We start from the raw sequence: 20,593 nt of genomic DNA on the forward strand, positions 1-20,593 counted from the left end.
AGAGAAGGAATTAACGCCTTCTCCTTTACTGATTCTTTTTAAATGTTTGTGGGGACTCTTCCATCCAGCCATACTTAATCATAATTTTAGCACCTTCATGAGCGTAGCTAAAAATATCTTTCATTAAATAAGACATACGGGCTGGAATGTCATTTCTTAAACTAAATGAAGTACCTAATGAGCTACCCCCAATTGAAAAACCACAGAATAAGTTAACACAATATAACATAAGTTTATCTGAAAATGGGGCAACAGAAGACGTTGTCACATTTCCACCATCAGTACCTGGGACTTGAATATAACCATCTTCAAGAAACTTACTTAAATCATCAACAATCTTTTTAGCTAGTTTTATACCTTTATCAAAATACTTTTTTACATCTTCTTCTTCAGCACATTGTGCAAAACCTTTGATCATTTGTAGGCCGATTTTATTAGAGTCGATTCCATGGTATAAGTGAGCTATTTCAACTGTACTTAAAGGTCTCTTTTCACTAAAGGGATTTAACCCACCTAAGTAGTTTGTATCACTAACATATTCTACAGTTTGCTCAATGGCTACGTATGGAGCTTTTGCAATCAAACCTTTATCTAATAAATACTGTGTACAATCTTCATAACATTTTTGAGTAATGATTGAGAGTTCTCTATAAAACTTCGTAATATCTTCCCGGTAAGACATCGCTAAGTTTAATGTATGCATACCCGTACTAATTTCTTTAATTAGCCGTAATAACATAATGTCAAATCCATTGTCATAAAGCTTGGGTACATCTTCATTTACATCAACACTAGTAAACCCAGTCGGTATAGGTAAATTCTCTTCCTGAAAGATCGTGACAATCTGTTCTACATAAGGTTCAATCTGTTCATATATATTGACCATGATCTTTCTCGCTTCTTCATCATCAGCCTTTTTGATAAAATACTCTAACATTCTGAGTGACATTGTTTTTTGCTGATAAGTCATCCATAACGTTCCAATTTCTGATGATACTAAACCTGGAGATTGTGGCATTAGACGACTCCTCCATCATTTCTTATAATCACCTTTTATTATGAACAATGCCAGTTAAATCATGCACTTTTTGTATGAAAAAGACCCACTCGTTAAAACTAACTACAAAGGAGTGAATCGTTATGACACATTCAGCTGATCTGACCGCAACGGAAGTATCAAATCTATGGTCAGCTTACATGAAAAGTAGTATGGAGCAACGATTGTTTGAATACTTCCATAGTTCTTCAGACGATGAAGATATAAAAAGAATAGCAGGAGAAATTGTTTCACATGCCAAACATGCATTAAATGATCTGCATACATTATTTAATCAAGAGAAATTAACAATCCCACACGCTTTTACAGACCAAGATGTGACGCCTGATGCACATAAAATTTTTTCTGATACGTTCATTCTATTTGCTTGTCATGATATTACGATGCTTTCAATGAGTACTTATCCTAGTGCTTTTTCTGATTGTTCGAGACAGGATATTACACAGTTCTTTCAAGAACGCATTGAAACAATGACCAAAGTGCAAAATGAAATAACACAACTAATGGTTGAAAAAGGCGTCTATTTAAAACCTGCACAATTAAACATGGAAAGTGAAATTGACTATGTATCAAGCAAAAAATATTTATTAGGTATTACTGATCAATCGCGACCACTTAATGCTCCTGAAATCGCAAATTTATCAAGGATATTGCATAGAGCGCAATTCTCAAAAATGGTGTTCGTCACTTTTTACAAAATGGCATCAACCAAAGAGTTAAAAGATTTTTTTGTTAGAGGACGAAATGAACTAGAAAAAGTATTAGACTCTCTTTCAGAAGTTCTTGAAAAGGAAAACATTCCACTAGCCGCTTCAATCCTGTAGAAATGTCACCATTTTCAGAACGATTAATGCTTTTTTTCATTAATACTTGTTTAGGTATGTTTTGTTTTCAAATGGTGTCACAAGCTATGAATTCAACTTTAAGGTCTGATATCATATTAAAATTAAATAAAATCTCATTTAACATGAGAAAGTTTTATAGTGCCGGGCTATTTCTAGCGATTGAACAAGGTTGGTTTGAACAACCACCACAACCAGATGACCATAAACTTAACTCTTAGAAATGTTTAAACATGTTCTCATATGGTTATGTGACATGTACAAGACATTTCGAGGAGGGAACGTAAATGAACTTAATGCGTGCAAAAGAAATTAAAGATGACCCTAACATGAAGAATGTCGTTTACAATGGAAAGTATGTCTACATTGAGGATGTGAATGATGAGAAGCAGAAAGCGATTATTCACTACTTAAAAGAGAGTGGTAAAGAGTTTGAAGTCGATGTTACTGAATTAAAAGAAGAGTGATTAAAAGAGGTTGAGACAGAACTGATTGTAAAAACACAAAACCCGAACGAAATCACCTTTTGACTTCGTTCGGGTTTATCTTTTATCACCGCTCCATCAAAATGCTTCGCTTTCACCCGCAGGGCACAAGTGCAACATCTGCTCAAACTCCCTATGGTCGTTTGTCGCAGTGTTTTCTTTGCCGGGGCGGCTGGTGAGCCAAGCTACTACATCGAGTAACTTCCTTGTGCTTTGCACCGAGGAAGCCTGCTTCGAAGATTATCTAGAAGACGCAGGTGCATCCCTGGGGTCTCACCCAGGCCTTTGCCATGACGACCTGGACGGTCTAATGTCGGCGTTGGTCACAAATGCAGATTTCTTTAACTTCTGCGCTTTAATTTGCGCCGAGTAACCGCAGGCGCAGGACGTGACCGTTTTTAGCCGACCAGGAGTCTACGCATTTTGATTCCGCTAAGTTACTGCTCAACTAAGCTTAAATGTCAATTGTTCGTGTTTTCATCACACTCTAACCCTTTTGTCTCAACCTCTTTAGTTTATACACTTGACCCATATATTGCCACGTACTGCTGACTTAAAGCAAAGCGTTGACCATCCCAAGCTAACGTGTTTAATACGTATCCAAGAGCATCCGCATTGTATCGACCTGCAATTCTTTGGTAAGCTAACAATTCATAAACACCATCCAAATCAAAATCGACTGGATATAAACCACTTAGTGGATTGACCCACCCTTCAATCGGTTCAATTAAATTCCCATCTGCGTCATAAATTTCATTCAAGTACTCTGGGTCACGTTCAGAAAGATCAATGACATATTGCTGTTGGTTCACTTCACTCACAACACGAACTTTCGCATCATCTTCATAATTTACAGTATATTGATAGTAATCATTATACTCATTACTATTAAAAATTAGGTTAAAACGATTATAAACGAAAGAATAAATAAATTCATTCATAATACCGCCACTTCCACCTATTGCAACACTAATAAGAATTTCGTGTACACCATCACCCGTGAAATCACCTAAAAAAAGCGATGGATTATAACCAACATTATCGACTAGAGGTGTACTGTAAAGCTCATGCGTGACACCATATTGAACAACTAGTGTAATGTTTTGCACAAATGGGCTTTCTTGAGTTTGATAACCGATTAAATACACCTCATCCATTACACCGTTACCATTAACGTCACCGCTAGCTGAATCAACAACTTCAATCGCTTTTCTTACATCATAATAGTACATAACAATCCCCTTCGTTTACCTTTTTCTATATATTTATGGGCAAACGCGGAAGTTGCTACAAAATGATTTGTAATAATACATTAGCATTAATTTAGTTTTATTAAATTATCATTAAATTCTTAATCAACCCACTTATACCCTATTCCCCATACAGTCTTTAAGTGGTTGTCAATTGGGAAGCATAGGACTCTTAACTTTTCCCGTATATTTCTAATATGTGAATCTACCGTTCTACCTTCGACAATAGCCGCAAAACCCCACACTAGATCAATTAACAGTTCTCTTTCATATACTTTATTAGGATGCTTTATTAAATACCCAATCAATTCAAATTCTATAGGGGTAAGCGAGATACTTTCGTTGTTAAAGGACAGTTCAAATCTATCTTTATTCCAAATGAGTCCATTTATCTCTATAATATTTTCTGATTGAATTCTTCTAAGCAAAGCTTCCATTCGAGCTACTAATTCATTTTCATCAAAGGGCTTTGTAATATAATCATCGGCACCCAGCTTTAACCCTTTTATAATATCCTCTTGTCCCTCTCGAGCTGTAAGCATAATAATAGGTACATTTGAAAATGTTCTAATTTCTTTGCATAATTCGAAACCATCCATCTCTGGCAGCATGATATCAAGTATAACTAAATCCATATCTTCTTGATTAAGACGTTCTAATGCTTTCTCTCCATCCACACACTTGAAGCATTTAAAAGAGTAAGGTTGTAAATATATTTCTATGAGGTCTAGCATTCGAGTTTCATCATCTATAATCATTACTTTATACATATATTCTCACTCCTTCGGTAGGGTGATGATAACTGTAGTCCCTTCACCACGTGTGCTGTCTAATGAAACCGCCCCTCCATGAGATTCAATAATTTCTTTAGTGATGGCTAAACCTATCCCAGACCCTCCACTTAATCTTGAACGAGACTTTTCTACCCTATAAAGTCGATTAAACACTTTTGGGATTTCCTCTTTCGGAATACCTTCCCCTTCATCCTTAATCGTTATTTTAGTATGATAGTGGTTTTCTGAAACGTTGATAAAAATACGTGTATTTTCTTCAGAATATTTCTGTGCATTATCTAAAATGTTGATCAAGACTTGTTGGATACGCTCTTGATCAACAAAAGCCTTTAAATCTTTTGAACAATTGATATCTAACGTTATATTTTTACTATTGAACGCTGGTACCATTTTTTCAAACACTGATTGGGTTATGTCGTATAAAGAAACCCATTCCTTATTTATAACAAATTCATGTTGATCAACCTTTGCTAGGTCAAACAAGTTCTTTATTAATTTTGATAGTTCATCTGCTTCATTTTTAATAATAGTACTATACCTCTCAGTTTCTTCCTTCGAAATCTCACGACGACTTAAAATATCCGCATACCCTTTTATGTAAGTGAGCGGCGTCCTTAATTCATGAGATATATTGCTTAGGAATTCACTTCTTTCATCCCTTAATTGAGTCAAATCTTCTGAAAGTCTTGTAATAGTTCGAGCAAGAACACCTAATTCATCTTTTCTTTTTGTATCTAAAGAAAGTTCACTCTTGTTATCAAAAATATTTTCTGTAGCATTCTTCATTCGAATAAGCGGCATAGTGATTAATTTCGATAAAATAAAAATAGTCATTATTGTTATTAATAGAGTCAAGAAGCCGATAAGTTTAAATTGGTTCCCCATTTACCCTAATAAATTTCTAATCTGTTCTGTTTCAGCAAACATGAACACATGTCCTTTGATTTCATTTTCAGTAAATATCACACTCTGTGAAGCAATATAATCATCATGTCTCCAATCATTAGAAACAACCCTCCCATCATGATCTATAGGATTATTGATAGCTTTTTGGATAACATTTTGCATCTCACTTTCAATAGAATTTGAATGAACAATAGTGTTTCCTTCCGTATCTGTAATCACTACTACAAAATCAGATTCGGATTCCATTATTCCAACATGATTGATCGTTGACGTATTATAATAATCTTCCAATACATCACGATGCGTATTACCTCTTGATAATAAATTACTCATAACTTCATCCACTTGGTTATTTGCTGAATTATAATAAAGCACCACAAATAGCAGAACCTCTACCAATAATATAAAAATAAAAAATAACATTCCAATTTTAAAAGATAACTTATTCAACATTTTCTTTAAATCACATCCATAAACTTAATGCTTCCCATCTATGATAGCACCTTAGTCGTTGGCTAATAGTTTTTATTAGTTAATTTTATCAATCATATATAAAGTTTTTGTGCAGAGCTTATTCTCATTTCTATTAGAATTAAACACACTCATTTCGTATATTTTAATTTTTCTTAATCAATAATAAAAATACGGTTTTAAATAAATCATTCTGCACATATTCTGCATTTTTAGGGGTTATTGTATAATCAATAAACATTATGGAGGGATATCAAATGAAATCACTAAAAACATCTCTAATTTTACTATTCGTAATCCTCTTATTTACTGCATGTAATACCGAAACCGAGGATCCTAGCATTGACGACACTGAAGCAGACCAAAACGAAGAAGAAACCGACCATGACTCAGATTCTCATGACGATATGGACCATTCTGGTATGGAGATGTCTGGTTCAGGTGAAGTTCCTGAAGGGTTAGAAGAAGCGGAAAACCCAACATATGAAGTGAATAGCCATGCTTTAATAGAAGATGGCCATATGGAAGGTATGGAAGGAGCAGAAGCAACGATTGTTGGGGCATATAACACAACGGTATATTCAGTATCTTACACACCGACAGATGGTGGTGAACGTGTCACGAATCACAAATGGGTTATTCATGAAGAGTTAGAAGATGCCGGAGAAGCTCCTTTAGAACCTGGAGACGAAGCAATTATTGATGCCAGTCACATGGAAGGCATGGATGGGGCAACAGCAGAAATCGATTCTGTAGAGGAAACAACAGTTTATATGATTGATTTCGAATTAACAACTACTGGTGAAAAAGTTACAAATCATAAATGGGTGACTGAAGGAGAATTAGGTTCAGTAGAATAACATACTCTTAATATAGATTATGTAACTATAAAAAGAGCTACTCATAACCATTTTAAGTTATGAATAGCTCTTTTTTTTATTTAAAATGCTGGAATTGATGTTTCCTCGTAATTTTCTTCTAAAAATTCACGAACTTCGTCACTTGTCATTGCTTCAGCTAACTTTTGAATGGCTTCTGAATCTTCATTGTCTTCACGAGCAATTAACGTAATCGCAAAGTCATTGTCTTCACCTTCCGTTAGTAAAGCGTCAGCAGTTGGTGTTAGACCTAATGGCTCTGCATAAGCAGGTGTCATTAGCACGGCATCAACATCATCATATGCTCTTGCTAACATTAATAAATCAACTTCTTCAAAGTTAAATTCATGAGGGTTCTCTTCGATATCAGATAAACGGTAATGCTGGTTATCTGTTTCACCTAACGTAATGACACCATGGTCATCTAATAACCTTAATGATCGGTCTAAATTAGTCATATCATTGGCAACAGCGAGCGTTGCACCATCTGGAATCTCTTCCATTGCGTCAAAATCTTTAGCGTATACACCGTAATTTGCATAATAAATTGGCTGAACTGGAGTTAAATTCGTGTCATTGTTACGATTATACTCTTCCATATAAGGGACGTGTTGAAAGAAGTTTGCATCAACTTCTTCTTCAGCTAACGCATCGTTTGGTTGTACGTTATCGCTTAACTCTACAATTTCAAGTTCAATACCTTCTTCAGCTAGTTGCTCTTGAGCAATCTCAAGAATATCTAACATTGGTGGGATTAAAGAAGCCACTTCTAATGTTTGATCTTCTGTTTGTTCCTCTGTTTGCTCTTCTGCTTCATCAGCTCCGCCACACGCAGCTAATATTAATAACAAGATTGTCATTGGTATTAATAGTTTTTTCATGTTATGTTCTCTCCTATCTTTTATCAAGTTTTCTAGCAGCCGTTATTCCCGTAAATTGAATCAACTGTACGAGTATAACCATGATGAAAATCATATAAAACATTAAATCAGTTCTGAATTGTTGGTAACCATAACGGATCGCAAAGTCACCGATTCCTCCGCCACCAACAACACCCATAATCGTTGAGTAAGAAATAAAACTAATCGTTGATGTCGTTAATCCAAGCACTAAGCCTGAGCGTGCTTCAACATATAAAAATTTAAAAATTATTTCTTTAACAGAAGCACCCATTGAAATGGCCGCTTCCATAACACCTTTAGGAATGTCTAGTAACGACTGTTCAACTAAACGCGAGTAATGTGCAATCGCAATAACAGTTAATGGAACAGTAGCTGCTGCAGTACCGAATGCTGTCCCAACGATCAAACGGGTAAACGGAATCATAAATACAACGAGTAATAGGAAAGGAAACGATCTGATCACGTTAACGAGTAAGTTCAAAGTAGAAAAGACCGCTTGGTTTTCTAATATTTGATCTTTACGACATAAGTATAAGAAAGTCCCTAGCGGTAACCCAACTAATACGGCAGCTAAAATTGAAAATCCAACCATAATGAACGTTTCGCCAATTGACTGCCAGATTTCCGGCTGGTATTCAACTAACACTTCAGGCATGATGATCACCACCATGAGTGAGACGTTCAACAAACCCTTGTGCACTTCGATCAATCTTCTGAATACCGGCTGGCTCTATTTCGACCGTTTCATATACTTCACCATTAGCCATAACGGTGACACGCTCACATATACTTTTAATCACTTCCATCTCATGACTAACGATCACAATCGTCACACCGAAATTTTCATTAATCCGCTTCAATACAGTTAAGATTTCTGCCGTTGTGTTCGGATCTAATGAAGAGGTTGGCTCATCACATAACAACACTTTAGGTTGATTAACAAGAGCACGCGCAATTGCGACACGTTGCTTTTGACCACCGCTCAATTGAGCTGGGTATTGGTCTTTGAAATGGTCCAAGCCGACAAATTGTAAGCTTTCCATCACTCGGTCTTCCCGCTCTTGTCTAGGTACTTTTGATAACTCTAATGGCACTCCGACATTATCATAGACGGTTTTATTACCTAGCAAGTTATATTGTTGGAAGATCATCGCAATCGATTGCCTTGCTTCTCTTATCCTTCTTCCTTTTAATCTAGTAAGTGAATCGTCGTTAACAATGACTTCTCCATGGTCTGGACTTTCAAGTAAATTCATTAACCTTAATAAGGTCGATTTACCTGCGCCACTTGCTCCTATAACACCATAAATTTCGCCATGATTAACTGATAAAGAAACTGATTTAATCGCTTCATAATCACCAAAACGTTTACTAACATTTTGAATTTTAATCATAAAAAAACCCCTTCCCATGGCATGAAAGGTGATTAAGAACTTTTATATTATAACTCATGTTCGCGCCCTTGTCATTTAGTAGAGTTAAGATTTCAATCACTACTTAAAAAGAAGGGACTGGGACAAAACAAATTACTAATCAACAAAACCCGAACGAAATCATATTTTGACTTCGTTCGGGTTTATCTTTTATCACCGCTCCATCAAAATGCTTCGCTTTTACCCACAGGGCACAAGGGCAACATCTGCTCAAGCTTCCTACGGTCGCTTGTCGCAGTGTTTTCTATGCAGGGGCGGCTGATGAGCCTCCTCGTGCTGTGCACTGCGGGGTCTCACCGTTGCCTATGCTCCCGCAGGAGTCTTCGCATTTTGATTCCGCTAAGTAACTGCTCAACTAACATCAAAAAATCAAAAGTTCGTGTTTTCACAACACTTCATTCCTTTTGTCCCAAACTCTTTCTCATCACCTTTTATGTTGTTGCTGCTACTTCATTAGCTACTTCTTGTTCATCTAACTCTAATATTTCTGCAGTTGATTGATGAATCTCACGAATAAGTTCTGGGTTTTCAACTAGTGATTGACCGTAAGATGGGATCATTTCTTTTAATTTAGGCTCCCAAGCATCAAATTGCTGAGGGAAACACTTCTCTAACACTTCAAGCATAACAGACACAGCTGTTGATGCACCAGGTGATGCACCTAGTAGAGCTGCAATCGAACCATCAGATGCTGTGACAACCTCTGTCCCAAATTGAAGTGTTCCTTTTCCACCTTCTTCAGTATCTTTAATCACTTGCACACGTTGACCTGCTACGACTAAATCCCAATCTTCGCTTTTCGCATTTGGGATAAAATCTCGTAACGTTTCCATACGCTTTTCTTTAGAAAGCATCACTTGTTGAATTAAGTACTTTGTTAAAGGCATTTCTTTCGCCCCTGCCGATAACATCGTAAACAAGTTGCTTGGCTTAACAGAAGTCATTAAATCAAAGATGGAGCCTGTCTTTAAGAACTTCGGTGAAAAACCGGCAAATGGTCCAAATAATAAAGACTTTTCATTATTAATATAACGTGTATCAAGGTGTGGCACCGACATTGGTGGTGCGCCAACTGGGGCCTTACCGTATACTTTAGCATGGTGTTGTTCTACAACTTCTGGATTTTTACATACCATGAATAGTCCACTGACTGGGAATCCACCTATATTCTTACCTTCAGGGATACCTGACTTTTGTAGTAAGTGTAAGCTTCCACCACCAGCACCGATAAAAACGAACTTCGCTGTATGACGTTCCACTGTATTCGTCTCTAGGTTACGAATTTTCAATTCCCATGAGCCGTCATCTTTTTGGTTCAGTTGATCGACACTGTGCTTATAGTGAACTTCTACATTTTGTTCTTTTAAATGATCAAAAGTCTTACGTGTTAAAGCACCAAAATTAACGTCTGTTCCACCATCGATTTTAGTGGCCGCAATCGGTTCTTCTCCTTGACGATCTTCCATAATTAAAGGTGTCCACTCTTTAATTTGCTCTGGGTCGTCAGAGAACTCCATACCTGTAAATAACGGATTACTAACCATTGCTTCATAACGTCTCTTTAAATAGTCAACATTATCTTTACCGTGAACTAAACTCATGTGTGGTAAAGCTTTAATGAATTCTTCTGGACGATCAAGCTGGTTATGATTTACTTGATATGACCAAAACTGCTTGGATACTTGAAATTGTTCATTAATCTTAGTCGCTTTGGTCGTATCAATTGATCCGTCTGAATTTTCACTTGTGTAGTTTAACTCACACAATGCAGCATGTCCTGTTCCAGCATTATTCCATTCATTCGAACTTTCTTCACCCGAACGCTCGAGCTTTTCGAAAACTTTAATATTCCAACTTGGCTCTAATTCATTTATAAGAGAACCTAATGTTGCACTCATGATGCCGGCACCAATTAAGATCACATCTGTATTATTGCTCATGTCCTTTCAAACTCCTTAACGTTTTGTCCAAAAGATGTATTTACCTTGCAAATGTCTAGCAAGGCTAATCTATAAAAATTGTCATACTACTCTAGTTTAAAGTTTTACTACTATAAGTTTATCACTAATACTAATAGATTGAAATATATATTAAGGTTCAACAAAATAGGCGGAATTTTTATACGTCATATAGTTTCCATCCACTCAACACCTTCTATTTTATCTAAATATTTTGAAAAAATAAACACAACTAATGTTATACTTAAAACTTTTTTAGTACTGAGAAAATAAAAAGACGATTCCTAAATGTTACAGAAATCGTCTTACTTAACTAATCCAACTTAGCAAACCTTTTCCGAAAACGCCTAAACAAACTATACTTCCCGACTTTTAATTCTTTTAAATAGTCTTCATCAGGGTTTTGAAACCTTGGCTTCATTGATTTAAACTGCCAGTCTTGGTCAGGGCTTAGCTTCATTCTGTTTAAATTTCTTAAAAAATCCATATCGCTAAATTCTGCCAACCCAAACTTGTAACCTAAAAGCATCAATGATTTTGCTTCAACTTCAGAAAACGAGTCAAGGTCCGTTCTCATGTTTGATAAATAGTGTTGAACTTTAATATCAACCCCATGGTTCACTTCGCCTAGTTCTTTATTAGCTCTTGTGTACCTTGGTAGCGCATACCGCATATCAATATGTTCTTGATCGATATCAATATTATTTAAGTTACTTCTTACAATCGCGTTAATAAATATGTTTTGAGTCCTTACAATAACGTTAATTAAAAAGTTCGACGGTTTAGGCTTTGCCTCCAAATATTTTGAGCCATCACTTATGATCAAATGATTACAACCTTCATTTAACAAGCTATTAGTACCTAAATTATCTAAAATTCCCCCATCGACTAACTGAATATCAAGAGAATCCTTTTTGATTGAAACAGGCTTAATAAACGCTGGGACTGCAGCCGATGCAGCAACGGCCTTTCCAACGGTAAAACCACTTAAACAATGAGATTCATCATTATGATGGCCTTCAACTTTCGCGATTTCATTTAAATATTCTTTAATCTGACTATTTTCCTCACTCGTAAATAACCACAGTTCACCGTTATTTAACGAGGTCGTATTAACGATTATTTTAGGAGGTTTATTTTGTCCATATAATGGTTCAATTTTCAAATCATTTAAAGATAGATGGTGTTTCTCATTAAGAATGCTCTTAAACACTTCATCTAATTTTTCACTTAACTCATCACCTGTCATCGTATAGAGCTTATGAAGACCTCTAAACCCGAAAGTTCGAAACCCTTTTTGAACAATGTTTAATAGATCATTCTCAACAGCTTGAACAATCCCAAGATAGTCCTCGTCTTGAATTGGGCGGTCATTCGATTCTAGCCACTTCTTCAAATGCAGATAATAAATCATACCAACAATCGAACCACCTGAAACAGTCGAGATTGTATCTATTTCTTTCAACTTTCTGAACTCTGCTAACTGAGCTAATAACCCAACGTGAAATAAAGCAGCTCGAAAACCTCCACCTGATAGAGCTAAGCCTACTTTCTTCTTAACGGGTTCAACAGTAGATAACTTCATCATTATACCTACTCTCTTCAAAATCTTATATAGTTAATATATTTGCTTCTTACGAGTTCAGTTTGTGCCAAGTAGCTATTTGAAGAGTATTAATGTATGCCCTTTTTAGACCGTATATATTGTCATTCGACAATATGCCTTTTACTCCTGCAAAAATAAGTTCAAACACCTAGTCAATTATGAATATTCAGGCATTAAGACTTATAAAAATAAAATCACGATTTTTTAAAAATAAAAACGCTTTCCGAATAGACCTGGTGTAGTTGATAATGATATGATTGTAGATGGGAAATATATAGAATGACGATAAGGAAGTGATTTGACATGAACCAAACACATTTTGACAAAATGAAAAACGGTAATGGTTTCATTGCTGCACTTGACCAAAGTGGCGGTAGTACTCCAAAAGCGTTAGCAGGATACGGCGTAACAGAAGACCAGTACTCAAACGAAGAAGAAATGTTTGACCTTGTCCATCAAATGCGCACACGCATCATTACTTCTCCAGCTTTTGATGCAGACAAGATTCTTGGAGCGATCCTATTCGAACAAACGATGGATCGTGAAATTGAAGGTAAGTACACGGGTGACTACCTATCTGAAAAAGGTATTGTACCTTTCTTAAAGATCGACAAAGGCTTAGCTGACAAAGAAAACGGTGTTCAACTAATGAAGCCAATCCACGATCTTGATGAAACATTACGCCGTGCTAATGAGCGTGGAATGTTCGGTACAAAAATGCGCTCAGTCGTTCATGAGCCAAACGAAGAAAACATTAAAGCTGTTGTTGACCAACAGTTCGAAGTCGGTCAGAAAATTATCGAAGCTGGCTTAGTTCCAATCATCGAACCAGAAGTTGACATTAACAGCTCTGACAAAGAACAATGTGAAGACATTCTAAAAGCTGAACTTAAGAGTCATTTAGATAAGCTAGGTTCTGATGAGCACGTTATGCTTAAGCTAACGATCCCTTCAAAAGCTAACCTTTACAAAGACTTAGCTGAACATCCAAACGTTGTGCGCGTGGTTGCACTATCTGGTGGTTACACTCGTGACGAAGCTAACGAAAAGTTAAAAGACCACGAAAACCTAATCGCAAGCTTCTCTCGTGCACTAGCAAGTGAACTAAACGTTAACCAATCAGAAGAAGAGTTTAACAACACACTACAAGAAGCTGTCGATTCAATCTACGACGCGTCGGTTAACAAAAACTAAGAGCATCAAAGAAGAAACGTCCTACCCTCTTCAAAAGGGGGATAGGACGTTTTATTTTAATAGTAGCAGACGGTAAAAAGAAGGAAAGCGAACAACGAATATTATATTATCCTATTTTTGCACCGTGATCCCTATCTCTTTGTCTGAGTTAAATAGAAGGAATTCACTAAAAAAACTCGAATAGTTATACTAATTCCACTTTTGAAATTACCTTAAGGGTATAGGAGGGGCTAAATGATTAAACATCAACAGAGAGAGTTACTTGCTAAGCTATTTATGTTAACCATTACATTAAGTGGTTGGGCAATCATCATTGGAGCATCGACTCGAATTGAACTCACATATGACTCTCTTTTATTATTAATCCTATTCATCCTTTTTTTAGGTGTTACTGAATACTACCCTTTTCCCGTATGGAAAGGTTTCTCTACCATTAATTTCCCCATCATATTTATTGTTTTATTAATCTATGGTCTACCTTTAATGCTTGTTGTATACAGCTTGATTGTCATGAGCGTTAATATATTACATAAACGACCTATTCGATCAGTTTTATTCAATCCAGCTCAACTAATTATTAGCCTTTTCTCAGCTCATATATTAGTCACAACTTTATACTCAATAGACCAAATTACTTTCACATCCAATATATTAGATGGTCTAATTATATATTCAACGTTTCTGATTGTTTTTTACTTAATCAATAACCTTTTTGTAGACATTGTATTATGGTTAAGACCACAACCATATACATTTTATAATTGGAAACAAAAGCTAATCTCAGAATTAGCAAGTGGCGGCTTTTCTTTTTTATACGGAATTATATTCTACATTTTAGGAAATCAAAATAGAGGTGAAGTGGACTTATTTTCTTATTTTTTCTTTCTGTTCCCTCTTATTGCAATGTCATTAATTGGGTCAAGTTTTGTTCGATTAAACACTGAGAAAAACCGCTTAAATAAAATGTTTCGGCTAACAAGAAACTTGAACACTCATATGTTGAAGGATCGATTTGGTCAATCAATGACGGAATTAAATAATTTTATGAACTGTGATGAAGTAAGTCTTGTGATTAAAGAAGACGAAAACTGGACAGTAGCATATCCTAATAATAAATTGACACTGACCACCGACATAGAAGACCATTTAAATGAATTAAGATCTATGACCAGCTATGAACAAAAACCTGGTGAACCGAATGGGCTTTTATCTCACATTTTTTTCAAATGATATGAGGTCGTTTATTTATGCTCCATTAAGGTTAGATAACGAATCGCTAGGTATGATTGTACTAGCTAAATCACGACCGAAAAGTTTTATCGATGCTGATAAGAATGTTCTTGCCACATTAGCGAACCAAATTGCAGCCACTTTAAAAACTAGAAATCTAGTTAAAGAACAGCAGGAAAAACACATATTGGAAGAGCGTAACCGTATAGCAAGAAACATCCATGATGGCATAGCGCAGAATCTAGCTGCGTCTATACTACAATTAGAATCATCTAAGAGAATGCTTCACAATGAACCATCCAATAGTGAACATTATCTCAATCGATGTATGGATCATTTAAGGACTACCTTGTGGGAAGTTCGAAACTCTATTTACACACTTAAACCAGCCCAAAAGAACCAAGCTGGATTAATTCCAGCTATTCATAAAAAACTAAGATCTTTTGAACAAGAGACCGAAATCTCAATTCAGTTCAATTTAAAAGGGAAGCCATATCCTGTTAGTACAATGGTTGAAAGGACAATATTTGATATTTTCCAAGAATCCGCTCAAAACAGTATCAAGCATAGTAATGCTAAAAATATCATAATCACACTATATTATAATACGGATGAAATATTACTAACTATATCTGATGATGGTGTAGGCTTTTCTCTATTCCACGAAATGATTAAAGCGGAAAGTGAACCACATTTTGGAATCCTACAAATGAATGAGATAGCTGAAAAGATAAGTGCTTACCTTGATATACGGAGTAAAGAAAACGAAGGAACGACAATAAGCCTGAGTATTCCAAAGCTCGAAAGTGAGGTTGTGTCTCATGATTAACATCTTTGTAATTGATGACCACATCGTTTTAAGAGATGGGTTGAAAAACATCTTAAATATGGAAGAACATATCAATGTAATTGGAGAAGCCTCTTCAGATTTTAATACAACTAAAGACCTCACCGAATATGAACCACATATTGTTCTATTAGATATAAACATGCCTGAAAAAAATGGATTGGAGATCTTAAAAGAAATTAAGGAATTCTCACCGGATACAAAGGTTCTTATATTAACCATGTTTAGTCAAGAAGATTATTTTTACAGTGCAATAGAGTTAGGAGCCGATGGATATTTGCTAAAAGATGCTCCAACTCCACAAGTTATAGAAGCCATTTATACCATTCACAAAGGTGATTCATACATTCATCCAATTATGACAAAAAAATTGGTAGATTGGTATCAGAAGAAAAAGAATGAACCTGATGTCAATGAGTTGACTAACCGAGAGAAAGAAGTTTTACAGTTGGTCGTTGAAGGGTTATCCAACAAAGAAATCGCTCAGCAACTCTATATCTCTGATACAACAGTGAAAATACACGTCAGTAATATACTAAAAAAATTAAAAGTAAAAAGCCGTTCACAATTAATTATTCATGCAGTTAGAAATAAGTTGGTCAAAATGCCACCCGAGTTAGAAGTCTAATCTTCTAAACTTGGGTGTTTTCTTTTTAAACGATGTTCAAACATAAATTTGAGAACTAATTAGAATACCCCTTTAAACTGTCATCTAATACTTAAGTATTAGATGTGTATATACTTAAGTTTGATCAGAATTAGACTAATGCATAATATTCAGTATTGTGAAAAAAATATATACTTTTAAATAAGGAGGGTGATTATACGATGAGAAAACCTTTTATTCTTATTATGTGTTTATTGTTATTATTGTCAATTAGCTTCCAAACGAACTTTAAAGCAGAAGCAACTAATAACAATAAACTAGGAAGCCATCTTCAAGAACAACTGCAAGAAGTGACTAATGAACTCGAGATTATTGTTGGCTTCCATTCTTCCACTCAAGATGAACGTAAACATTTACTAGAAGATCTAGAAATTACTCAAGCGATTGTATTTAATGAACTTCCATTAGCTGGTGCACTAGCAAGTAAAGAACAAATTCTACAGCTAAATGAAGAATCTATTGTAAGGTCTGTTTACTTTAACAGCGCTATTGAATATGAAAATGCTGAAGCAACTGCTTTAACTGGTGTTGATGATGTTAGAACAGACTCAGAACTGCAAAAGCATAATAATGGAATGCCCATTACTGGAGACGGTATTGGTGTTGTCATTAATGACAGTGGTGTAGATGGCACACATGAAGACCTCAAATTCGGTTCGAACCTCGTTCAAAACGTCTTAGGGGCCACTAACTTAAATGCTGTATCAGAAGTTTTACCGATTACGTATGTTGAAGATGTTCAAGCGACTGATAACAACTCCGGACACGGTACACATGTTGCTGGAACAGTTGGAGCTACAGGAGCTAAATCTGGAGGGAAACATGAAGGTGTAGCACCAGGAGCAAACTTAGTTGGCTACGGATCCGGTGCAGGTGTAGCTATCTTAGATACATTAGGTGCATTTGAATATGCTCTTGTTAATCAACAAAAGTACAACATCCGTGTCATTACCAACTCATGGGGAGCAACGAGTGATTCAGGTACACCATTCGATCCTAATCACCCGATTAACATTGCAACGAAAAAACTATTTGACCGTGGTATTTTGACCGTATTCTCAGCTGGAAATTCTGGCCCAGAACAAGATACAATTTCAGGTAATTACAAAAAAGCACCATGGGTTGTTTCAGTAGCTGCCGGTACGAAAGATGGTGAGCTAACAAACTTCTCTTCTCGTGGTTCAGAAGGGGTCAAGGAGCAAGTGGAGGTTGATGGTGAAACATGGGAATGGATAGACCAACCAACCGTGACAGCACCAGGGTATAAAATCATCTCCACACGTGTATTATCACCACTCCCATTACTGGCAACAACAGATGACTTAGAACTAATCGAACCAGCATATTTACCTTATTACACAACTATGAGCGGTACTTCCATGTCTGCCCCACACGTAGCTGGAATTGCAGCTTTACTATTTGAAACTGACCCTACCCTCTCTCCATTAGATGTTAAAAATATTTTAATGGAAACGGCTACACCTATGGAGGGTTATGAACCATATGAAGTGGGAGCGGGGTATGTTAATGCATATCTAGCTGTCAAAAAAGCATCTAAATAACCTTTAATAACTGAAAGGAGTTAACAATTATTATGAAAAAATCGATTAGCCTGCTATTGATTATGACTTTAGTGTTAGCTTTATTAGTCCCTTTCAACTCGCAAACCACTAAAGCTGATTCCTTAGCTCATTTAGGTGAAAACCTAAAAGATACATTAGATAACATTGATAACACAGAACTTGTAGAAATTGTTGTGACATATGATCAAGATGAACCAATCACAGAAAGTCAAAGAGGTGCTCTAGAAGATCTCGGCATTGAGGCTGGAGTATTTATGCAGTCACTTCCTATTGCAGGTCTAGTAGCAACTAAATCACAAATAGAACTGCTACAAGAACAACAGCAAATAACATCAATTTTCTTAAATGAAGAACTAGAATACTATAATGCAGAATCTAACGACCTAACAGGTGTAGAACGCTTGCAAACAGATTCTAACTTCCATAAAGAAAATAACGGAATGCCTTTCTCGGGCGATGGAATTGGTGTTGTAGTACATGATAGTGGTGTAGATGGTTTACACAAAGATGTCGAATACGGGTCCAATTTAGTAGAGAATGTTATGGCATCTGCTAATTTAAATGCTTTAGAGCCAGAACTTCTCCCTATTACGTATCAAGAAGGCATAGCTAATACGGATACAAACTCTGGTCACGGTACTCATGTTGCTGGTACAGTGGGCGGTACTGGCGCACACTCAGGTGGTAAACACGCAGGAGTTGCACCAGGTGCCGATTTAATTGGATATGGTTCTGGTGCTGCGTTATTTGTTCTTGATGCTATTGGTGGTTTCGATTATGCCATTACTAACCAAACAAAATTCGATATTCGAGTAATTACGAATTCATGGGGATCTTCAGGTGACTTTAACCCACTTCACCCTGTTAATGTAGCAAGTAAAAAAACCTATGACAGAGGTATTTCGGTACTTTTCGCAGCTGGTAACAGTGGGCCAGGTGAAAACACTCACAACCCTTATGCAAAAGCACCATGGGTTATCTCAGTCGGAGCAGGTGTTAAGGATGGAACTTTAGCAGACTTCTCCTCTCGCGGAACGGAAGATGCTGGAGGAACATTTGATTTAGATGGTGAAACATGGAGTTGGAAAGATGAACCTACAGTCGTTGCACCAGGTGTCGATGTCATTTCAGCTAAGACAATATCACCGCTAAATGTAATTAGCGCTGAACAAGATGCTGAAATGATTGAAACAGCATACATGCCTTACTATACAGTGAAAAGTGGTACATCTATGGCAACACCTCACGTAGCTGGTATAGTAGCTTTAATGCTAGAAGCAGACCCTACACTTTCACCTGATGAAATTAAACATATTTTACAACAAACTGCTACTAACATGTCAGGATATGACTCTTGGGAAGTAGGGGCAGGTTATGTAAACGCATATGCTGCATTAGATCAAATAGTTTTTAATAAAGAATATGGTACAACATTAAACATTAACGAAGACTTTAACAGTTCAGTCGATACTCAATCAAAAACTGAGCCATTTACTGTAGATTACAACCCTGTGACATACGCTTCAGGTAATGTACACCACTTCAATGTTGAAGAAGGAATTAATTCCATTAGCGTAAGAGTTGATGCAGAAGGTGTTATTGGAGCTACAGGTAACCCAATCAATCTAGTGTTGGTGGACCCTGAAGGAAATGAGTATAGCTCAGGTATTTCTGTTTTATTTACATTATTTTTTGACAGAACTGTAATGGTAAGTAACCCCATGCCAGGTGAATGGCAAGCTAAATTAGTAGGACTGCGCGGTGTTGAAGAAAACCCGCTTGGTATTGCACTACCTGAGGAAATTGACGGCACAATAAAACAAACAACAATTAGTGGATACACTGGAATGGATGACATTGATGGGCACCCTGCTGAAGAAGCTATAAAATTAGGAGTTAGTGAACGCTTAGTTGATGGCTACTCGAATGGAAAGTTTAAACCTCATCATAAATTAACACGTGGTGAATTGGCTCAATATTTAGTTATGGGTGCAAATATAAGACAAAACTTAAACCAACTAAAAAATGTCACTGAAGTGCCTTCCGACTTACAGCCATACGCATCCGCTGTAACCGCAAGAGGATCTGCACTACGTAACACTACACAAGATCTAGATGGCGTTATGTTACTTGATAATGGTTCATTCAATGAAGGAGGTACGGTCAGTCGAGCTGATCTAGCATATTCACTCGTTCAAGCCTTAGGATTAGAAAATGAAGCAAATAATTTTGATGGAGATGTAACAGTTCAATACAAGGATGAACGTTTAGTAATTGACGACCAAGATGATATACCAGAGCACTTAAAAGGTTATGTTCAAGTTGCACTTGATTTAAACATTTTGAATGCGCACTTTGAACTAAAACAAGGACCATTTGACTTAGAACCTGAAGTACATGCAACATTCTCGCCTACAGATGATGTTACTCGCGGTGAGTATGCAGTTGCAAGCACTCGTTACCAAGCAGCTTTCTTTAAATAATGACGAG

The 20,593-nt window shown here is 36.4% G+C and carries 20 protein-coding genes; 10 read left to right on the top strand and 10 right to left on the bottom strand.

The window, feature by feature from the left end:
- Positions 1 to 25: 25 nt before the first annotated feature.
- Entirely contained in the window at positions 26 to 1,018 is a 993-nt protein-coding gene (locus J2R98_RS06355; RefSeq protein WP_307067237.1) for a DUF3231 family protein, read from the bottom strand.
- 122 nt (positions 1,019 to 1,140) lie between these two features.
- On the opposite strand from J2R98_RS06355, the gene J2R98_RS06360 reads away from it, so the two are divergent.
- The 3 genes from J2R98_RS06360 (at position 1,141) to J2R98_RS06370 (ending at position 2,366) form a co-directional block, all read left to right on the top strand.
- Positions 1,141 to 1,881 (top strand): DUF3231 family protein, encoded by a 741-nt coding sequence (locus J2R98_RS06360; RefSeq protein WP_307067239.1) that lies wholly within the window; start codon positions 1,141 to 1,143, stop codon positions 1,879 to 1,881.
- 26 nt (positions 1,882 to 1,907) lie between these two features.
- A complete protein-coding gene (locus tag J2R98_RS06365; protein WP_307067399.1) occupies positions 1,908 to 2,120 on the top strand; it encodes a DUF3231 family protein in 213 nt (70 codons plus the stop codon).
- 66 nt (positions 2,121 to 2,186) lie between these two features.
- The gene (locus tag J2R98_RS06370) at positions 2,187 to 2,366 is read left to right on the top strand and encodes an H-type small acid-soluble spore protein (RefSeq protein ID WP_307067241.1); all 180 of its coding nucleotides are present in this window, start codon (positions 2,187 to 2,189) and stop codon (positions 2,364 to 2,366) included.
- A 533-nt stretch (positions 2,367 to 2,899) separates the two neighbouring features.
- On the opposite strand, the gene J2R98_RS06375 is transcribed toward J2R98_RS06370, so the two are convergent.
- From J2R98_RS06375 to J2R98_RS06390, 4 genes are all read right to left on the bottom strand, one after another.
- Entirely contained in the window at positions 2,900 to 3,616 is a 717-nt protein-coding gene (locus J2R98_RS06375; protein ID WP_307067243.1) for a YybI family spore inner coat protein, read from the bottom strand.
- 119 nt (positions 3,617 to 3,735) lie between these two features.
- On the bottom strand, positions 3,736 to 4,404 hold the full coding sequence (locus tag J2R98_RS06380; RefSeq protein ID WP_307067244.1) for a response regulator transcription factor: 669 nt from the start codon (positions 4,402 to 4,404) through the stop codon (positions 3,736 to 3,738).
- 6 nt (positions 4,405 to 4,410) lie between these two features.
- The gene (locus J2R98_RS06385) at positions 4,411 to 5,214 is read right to left on the bottom strand and encodes a sensor histidine kinase (RefSeq protein ID WP_307067246.1); all 804 of its coding nucleotides are present in this window, start codon (positions 5,212 to 5,214) and stop codon (positions 4,411 to 4,413) included.
- 99 nt (positions 5,215 to 5,313) lie between these two features.
- Positions 5,314 to 5,667: a hypothetical protein gene (locus J2R98_RS06390; RefSeq protein ID WP_307067248.1), complete on the bottom strand. Its 354-nt coding sequence runs from the start codon at positions 5,665 to 5,667 to the stop codon at positions 5,314 to 5,316.
- 395 nt (positions 5,668 to 6,062) lie between these two features.
- Between J2R98_RS06390 and J2R98_RS06395 the strand changes: the two genes are divergently transcribed.
- On the top strand, positions 6,063 to 6,665 hold the full coding sequence (locus J2R98_RS06395; protein ID WP_307067250.1) for a YdhK family protein: 603 nt from the start codon (positions 6,063 to 6,065) through the stop codon (positions 6,663 to 6,665).
- Positions 6,666 to 6,745: 80 nt separating this feature from the next.
- Here J2R98_RS06395 and J2R98_RS06400 read toward each other — a convergent pair whose 3' ends face one another.
- The 5 genes from J2R98_RS06400 to J2R98_RS06420 all read right to left on the bottom strand — a co-directional run bounded on the left by J2R98_RS06400 (position 6,746) and on the right by J2R98_RS06420 (position 12,561).
- Positions 6,746 to 7,564 carry a MetQ/NlpA family ABC transporter substrate-binding protein gene (locus J2R98_RS06400; protein WP_307067253.1) on the bottom strand — a complete coding sequence of 273 codons (819 nt, stop codon included), beginning with the start codon at positions 7,562 to 7,564 and terminating at the stop codon, positions 6,746 to 6,748.
- Between the two features lie 13 nt (positions 7,565 to 7,577).
- A complete protein-coding gene (locus tag J2R98_RS06405) occupies positions 7,578 to 8,240 on the bottom strand; it encodes a methionine ABC transporter permease (RefSeq protein ID WP_307067255.1) in 663 nt (220 codons plus the stop codon).
- Positions 8,233 to 8,979 (bottom strand): methionine ABC transporter ATP-binding protein, encoded by a 747-nt coding sequence (locus J2R98_RS06410; protein WP_307067257.1) that lies wholly within the window; start codon positions 8,977 to 8,979, stop codon positions 8,233 to 8,235. The genes J2R98_RS06405 and J2R98_RS06410 overlap by 8 nt, the downstream gene beginning before the upstream one ends.
- A gap of 470 nt (positions 8,980 to 9,449) precedes the next feature.
- Positions 9,450 to 10,958 (bottom strand): malate:quinone oxidoreductase, encoded by a 1,509-nt coding sequence (locus J2R98_RS06415; protein ID WP_307067258.1) that lies wholly within the window; start codon positions 10,956 to 10,958, stop codon positions 9,450 to 9,452.
- Positions 10,959 to 11,289: 331 nt separating this feature from the next.
- The gene (locus tag J2R98_RS06420; RefSeq protein WP_307067260.1) at positions 11,290 to 12,561 is read right to left on the bottom strand and encodes a patatin-like phospholipase family protein; all 1,272 of its coding nucleotides are present in this window, start codon (positions 12,559 to 12,561) and stop codon (positions 11,290 to 11,292) included.
- 324 nt (positions 12,562 to 12,885) lie between these two features.
- Between J2R98_RS06420 and J2R98_RS06425 the strand changes: the two genes are divergently transcribed.
- The 6 genes from J2R98_RS06425 to J2R98_RS06450 all read left to right on the top strand — a co-directional run bounded on the left by J2R98_RS06425 (position 12,886) and on the right by J2R98_RS06450 (position 20,586).
- The gene (locus J2R98_RS06425; protein ID WP_307067262.1) at positions 12,886 to 13,776 is read left to right on the top strand and encodes a fructose bisphosphate aldolase; all 891 of its coding nucleotides are present in this window, start codon (positions 12,886 to 12,888) and stop codon (positions 13,774 to 13,776) included.
- A gap of 234 nt (positions 13,777 to 14,010) precedes the next feature.
- Positions 14,011 to 15,006, top strand: coding sequence for a hypothetical protein (locus J2R98_RS06430; RefSeq protein WP_307067264.1), 996 nt, complete (start codon positions 14,011 to 14,013; stop codon positions 15,004 to 15,006).
- On the top strand, positions 14,975 to 15,835 hold the full coding sequence (locus tag J2R98_RS06435) for a GAF domain-containing sensor histidine kinase (RefSeq protein WP_307067266.1): 861 nt from the start codon (positions 14,975 to 14,977) through the stop codon (positions 15,833 to 15,835). Before J2R98_RS06430 ends, J2R98_RS06435 begins: the two co-directional genes overlap by 32 nt.
- Positions 15,828 to 16,481 carry a response regulator gene (locus J2R98_RS06440; RefSeq protein ID WP_307067268.1) on the top strand — a complete coding sequence of 218 codons (654 nt, stop codon included), beginning with the start codon at positions 15,828 to 15,830 and terminating at the stop codon, positions 16,479 to 16,481. The genes J2R98_RS06435 and J2R98_RS06440 overlap by 8 nt, the downstream gene beginning before the upstream one ends.
- 200 nt (positions 16,482 to 16,681) lie before the next feature.
- Complete coding sequence (locus J2R98_RS06445; RefSeq protein ID WP_307067269.1) at positions 16,682 to 18,082, top strand: S8 family serine peptidase; 1,401 nt, start codon at positions 16,682 to 16,684, stop codon at positions 18,080 to 18,082.
- 32 nt (positions 18,083 to 18,114) lie between these two features.
- On the top strand, positions 18,115 to 20,586 hold the full coding sequence (locus J2R98_RS06450; protein WP_307067271.1) for a S8 family peptidase: 2,472 nt from the start codon (positions 18,115 to 18,117) through the stop codon (positions 20,584 to 20,586).
- Positions 20,587 to 20,593: the final 7 nt, after the last annotated feature.

Source organism: Alkalibacillus filiformis, assembly GCF_030814115.1.
In the GTDB taxonomy this organism is placed as follows: Bacteria; Bacillota; Bacilli; order Bacillales; family Alkalibacillaceae; genus Alkalibacillus; species Alkalibacillus filiformis.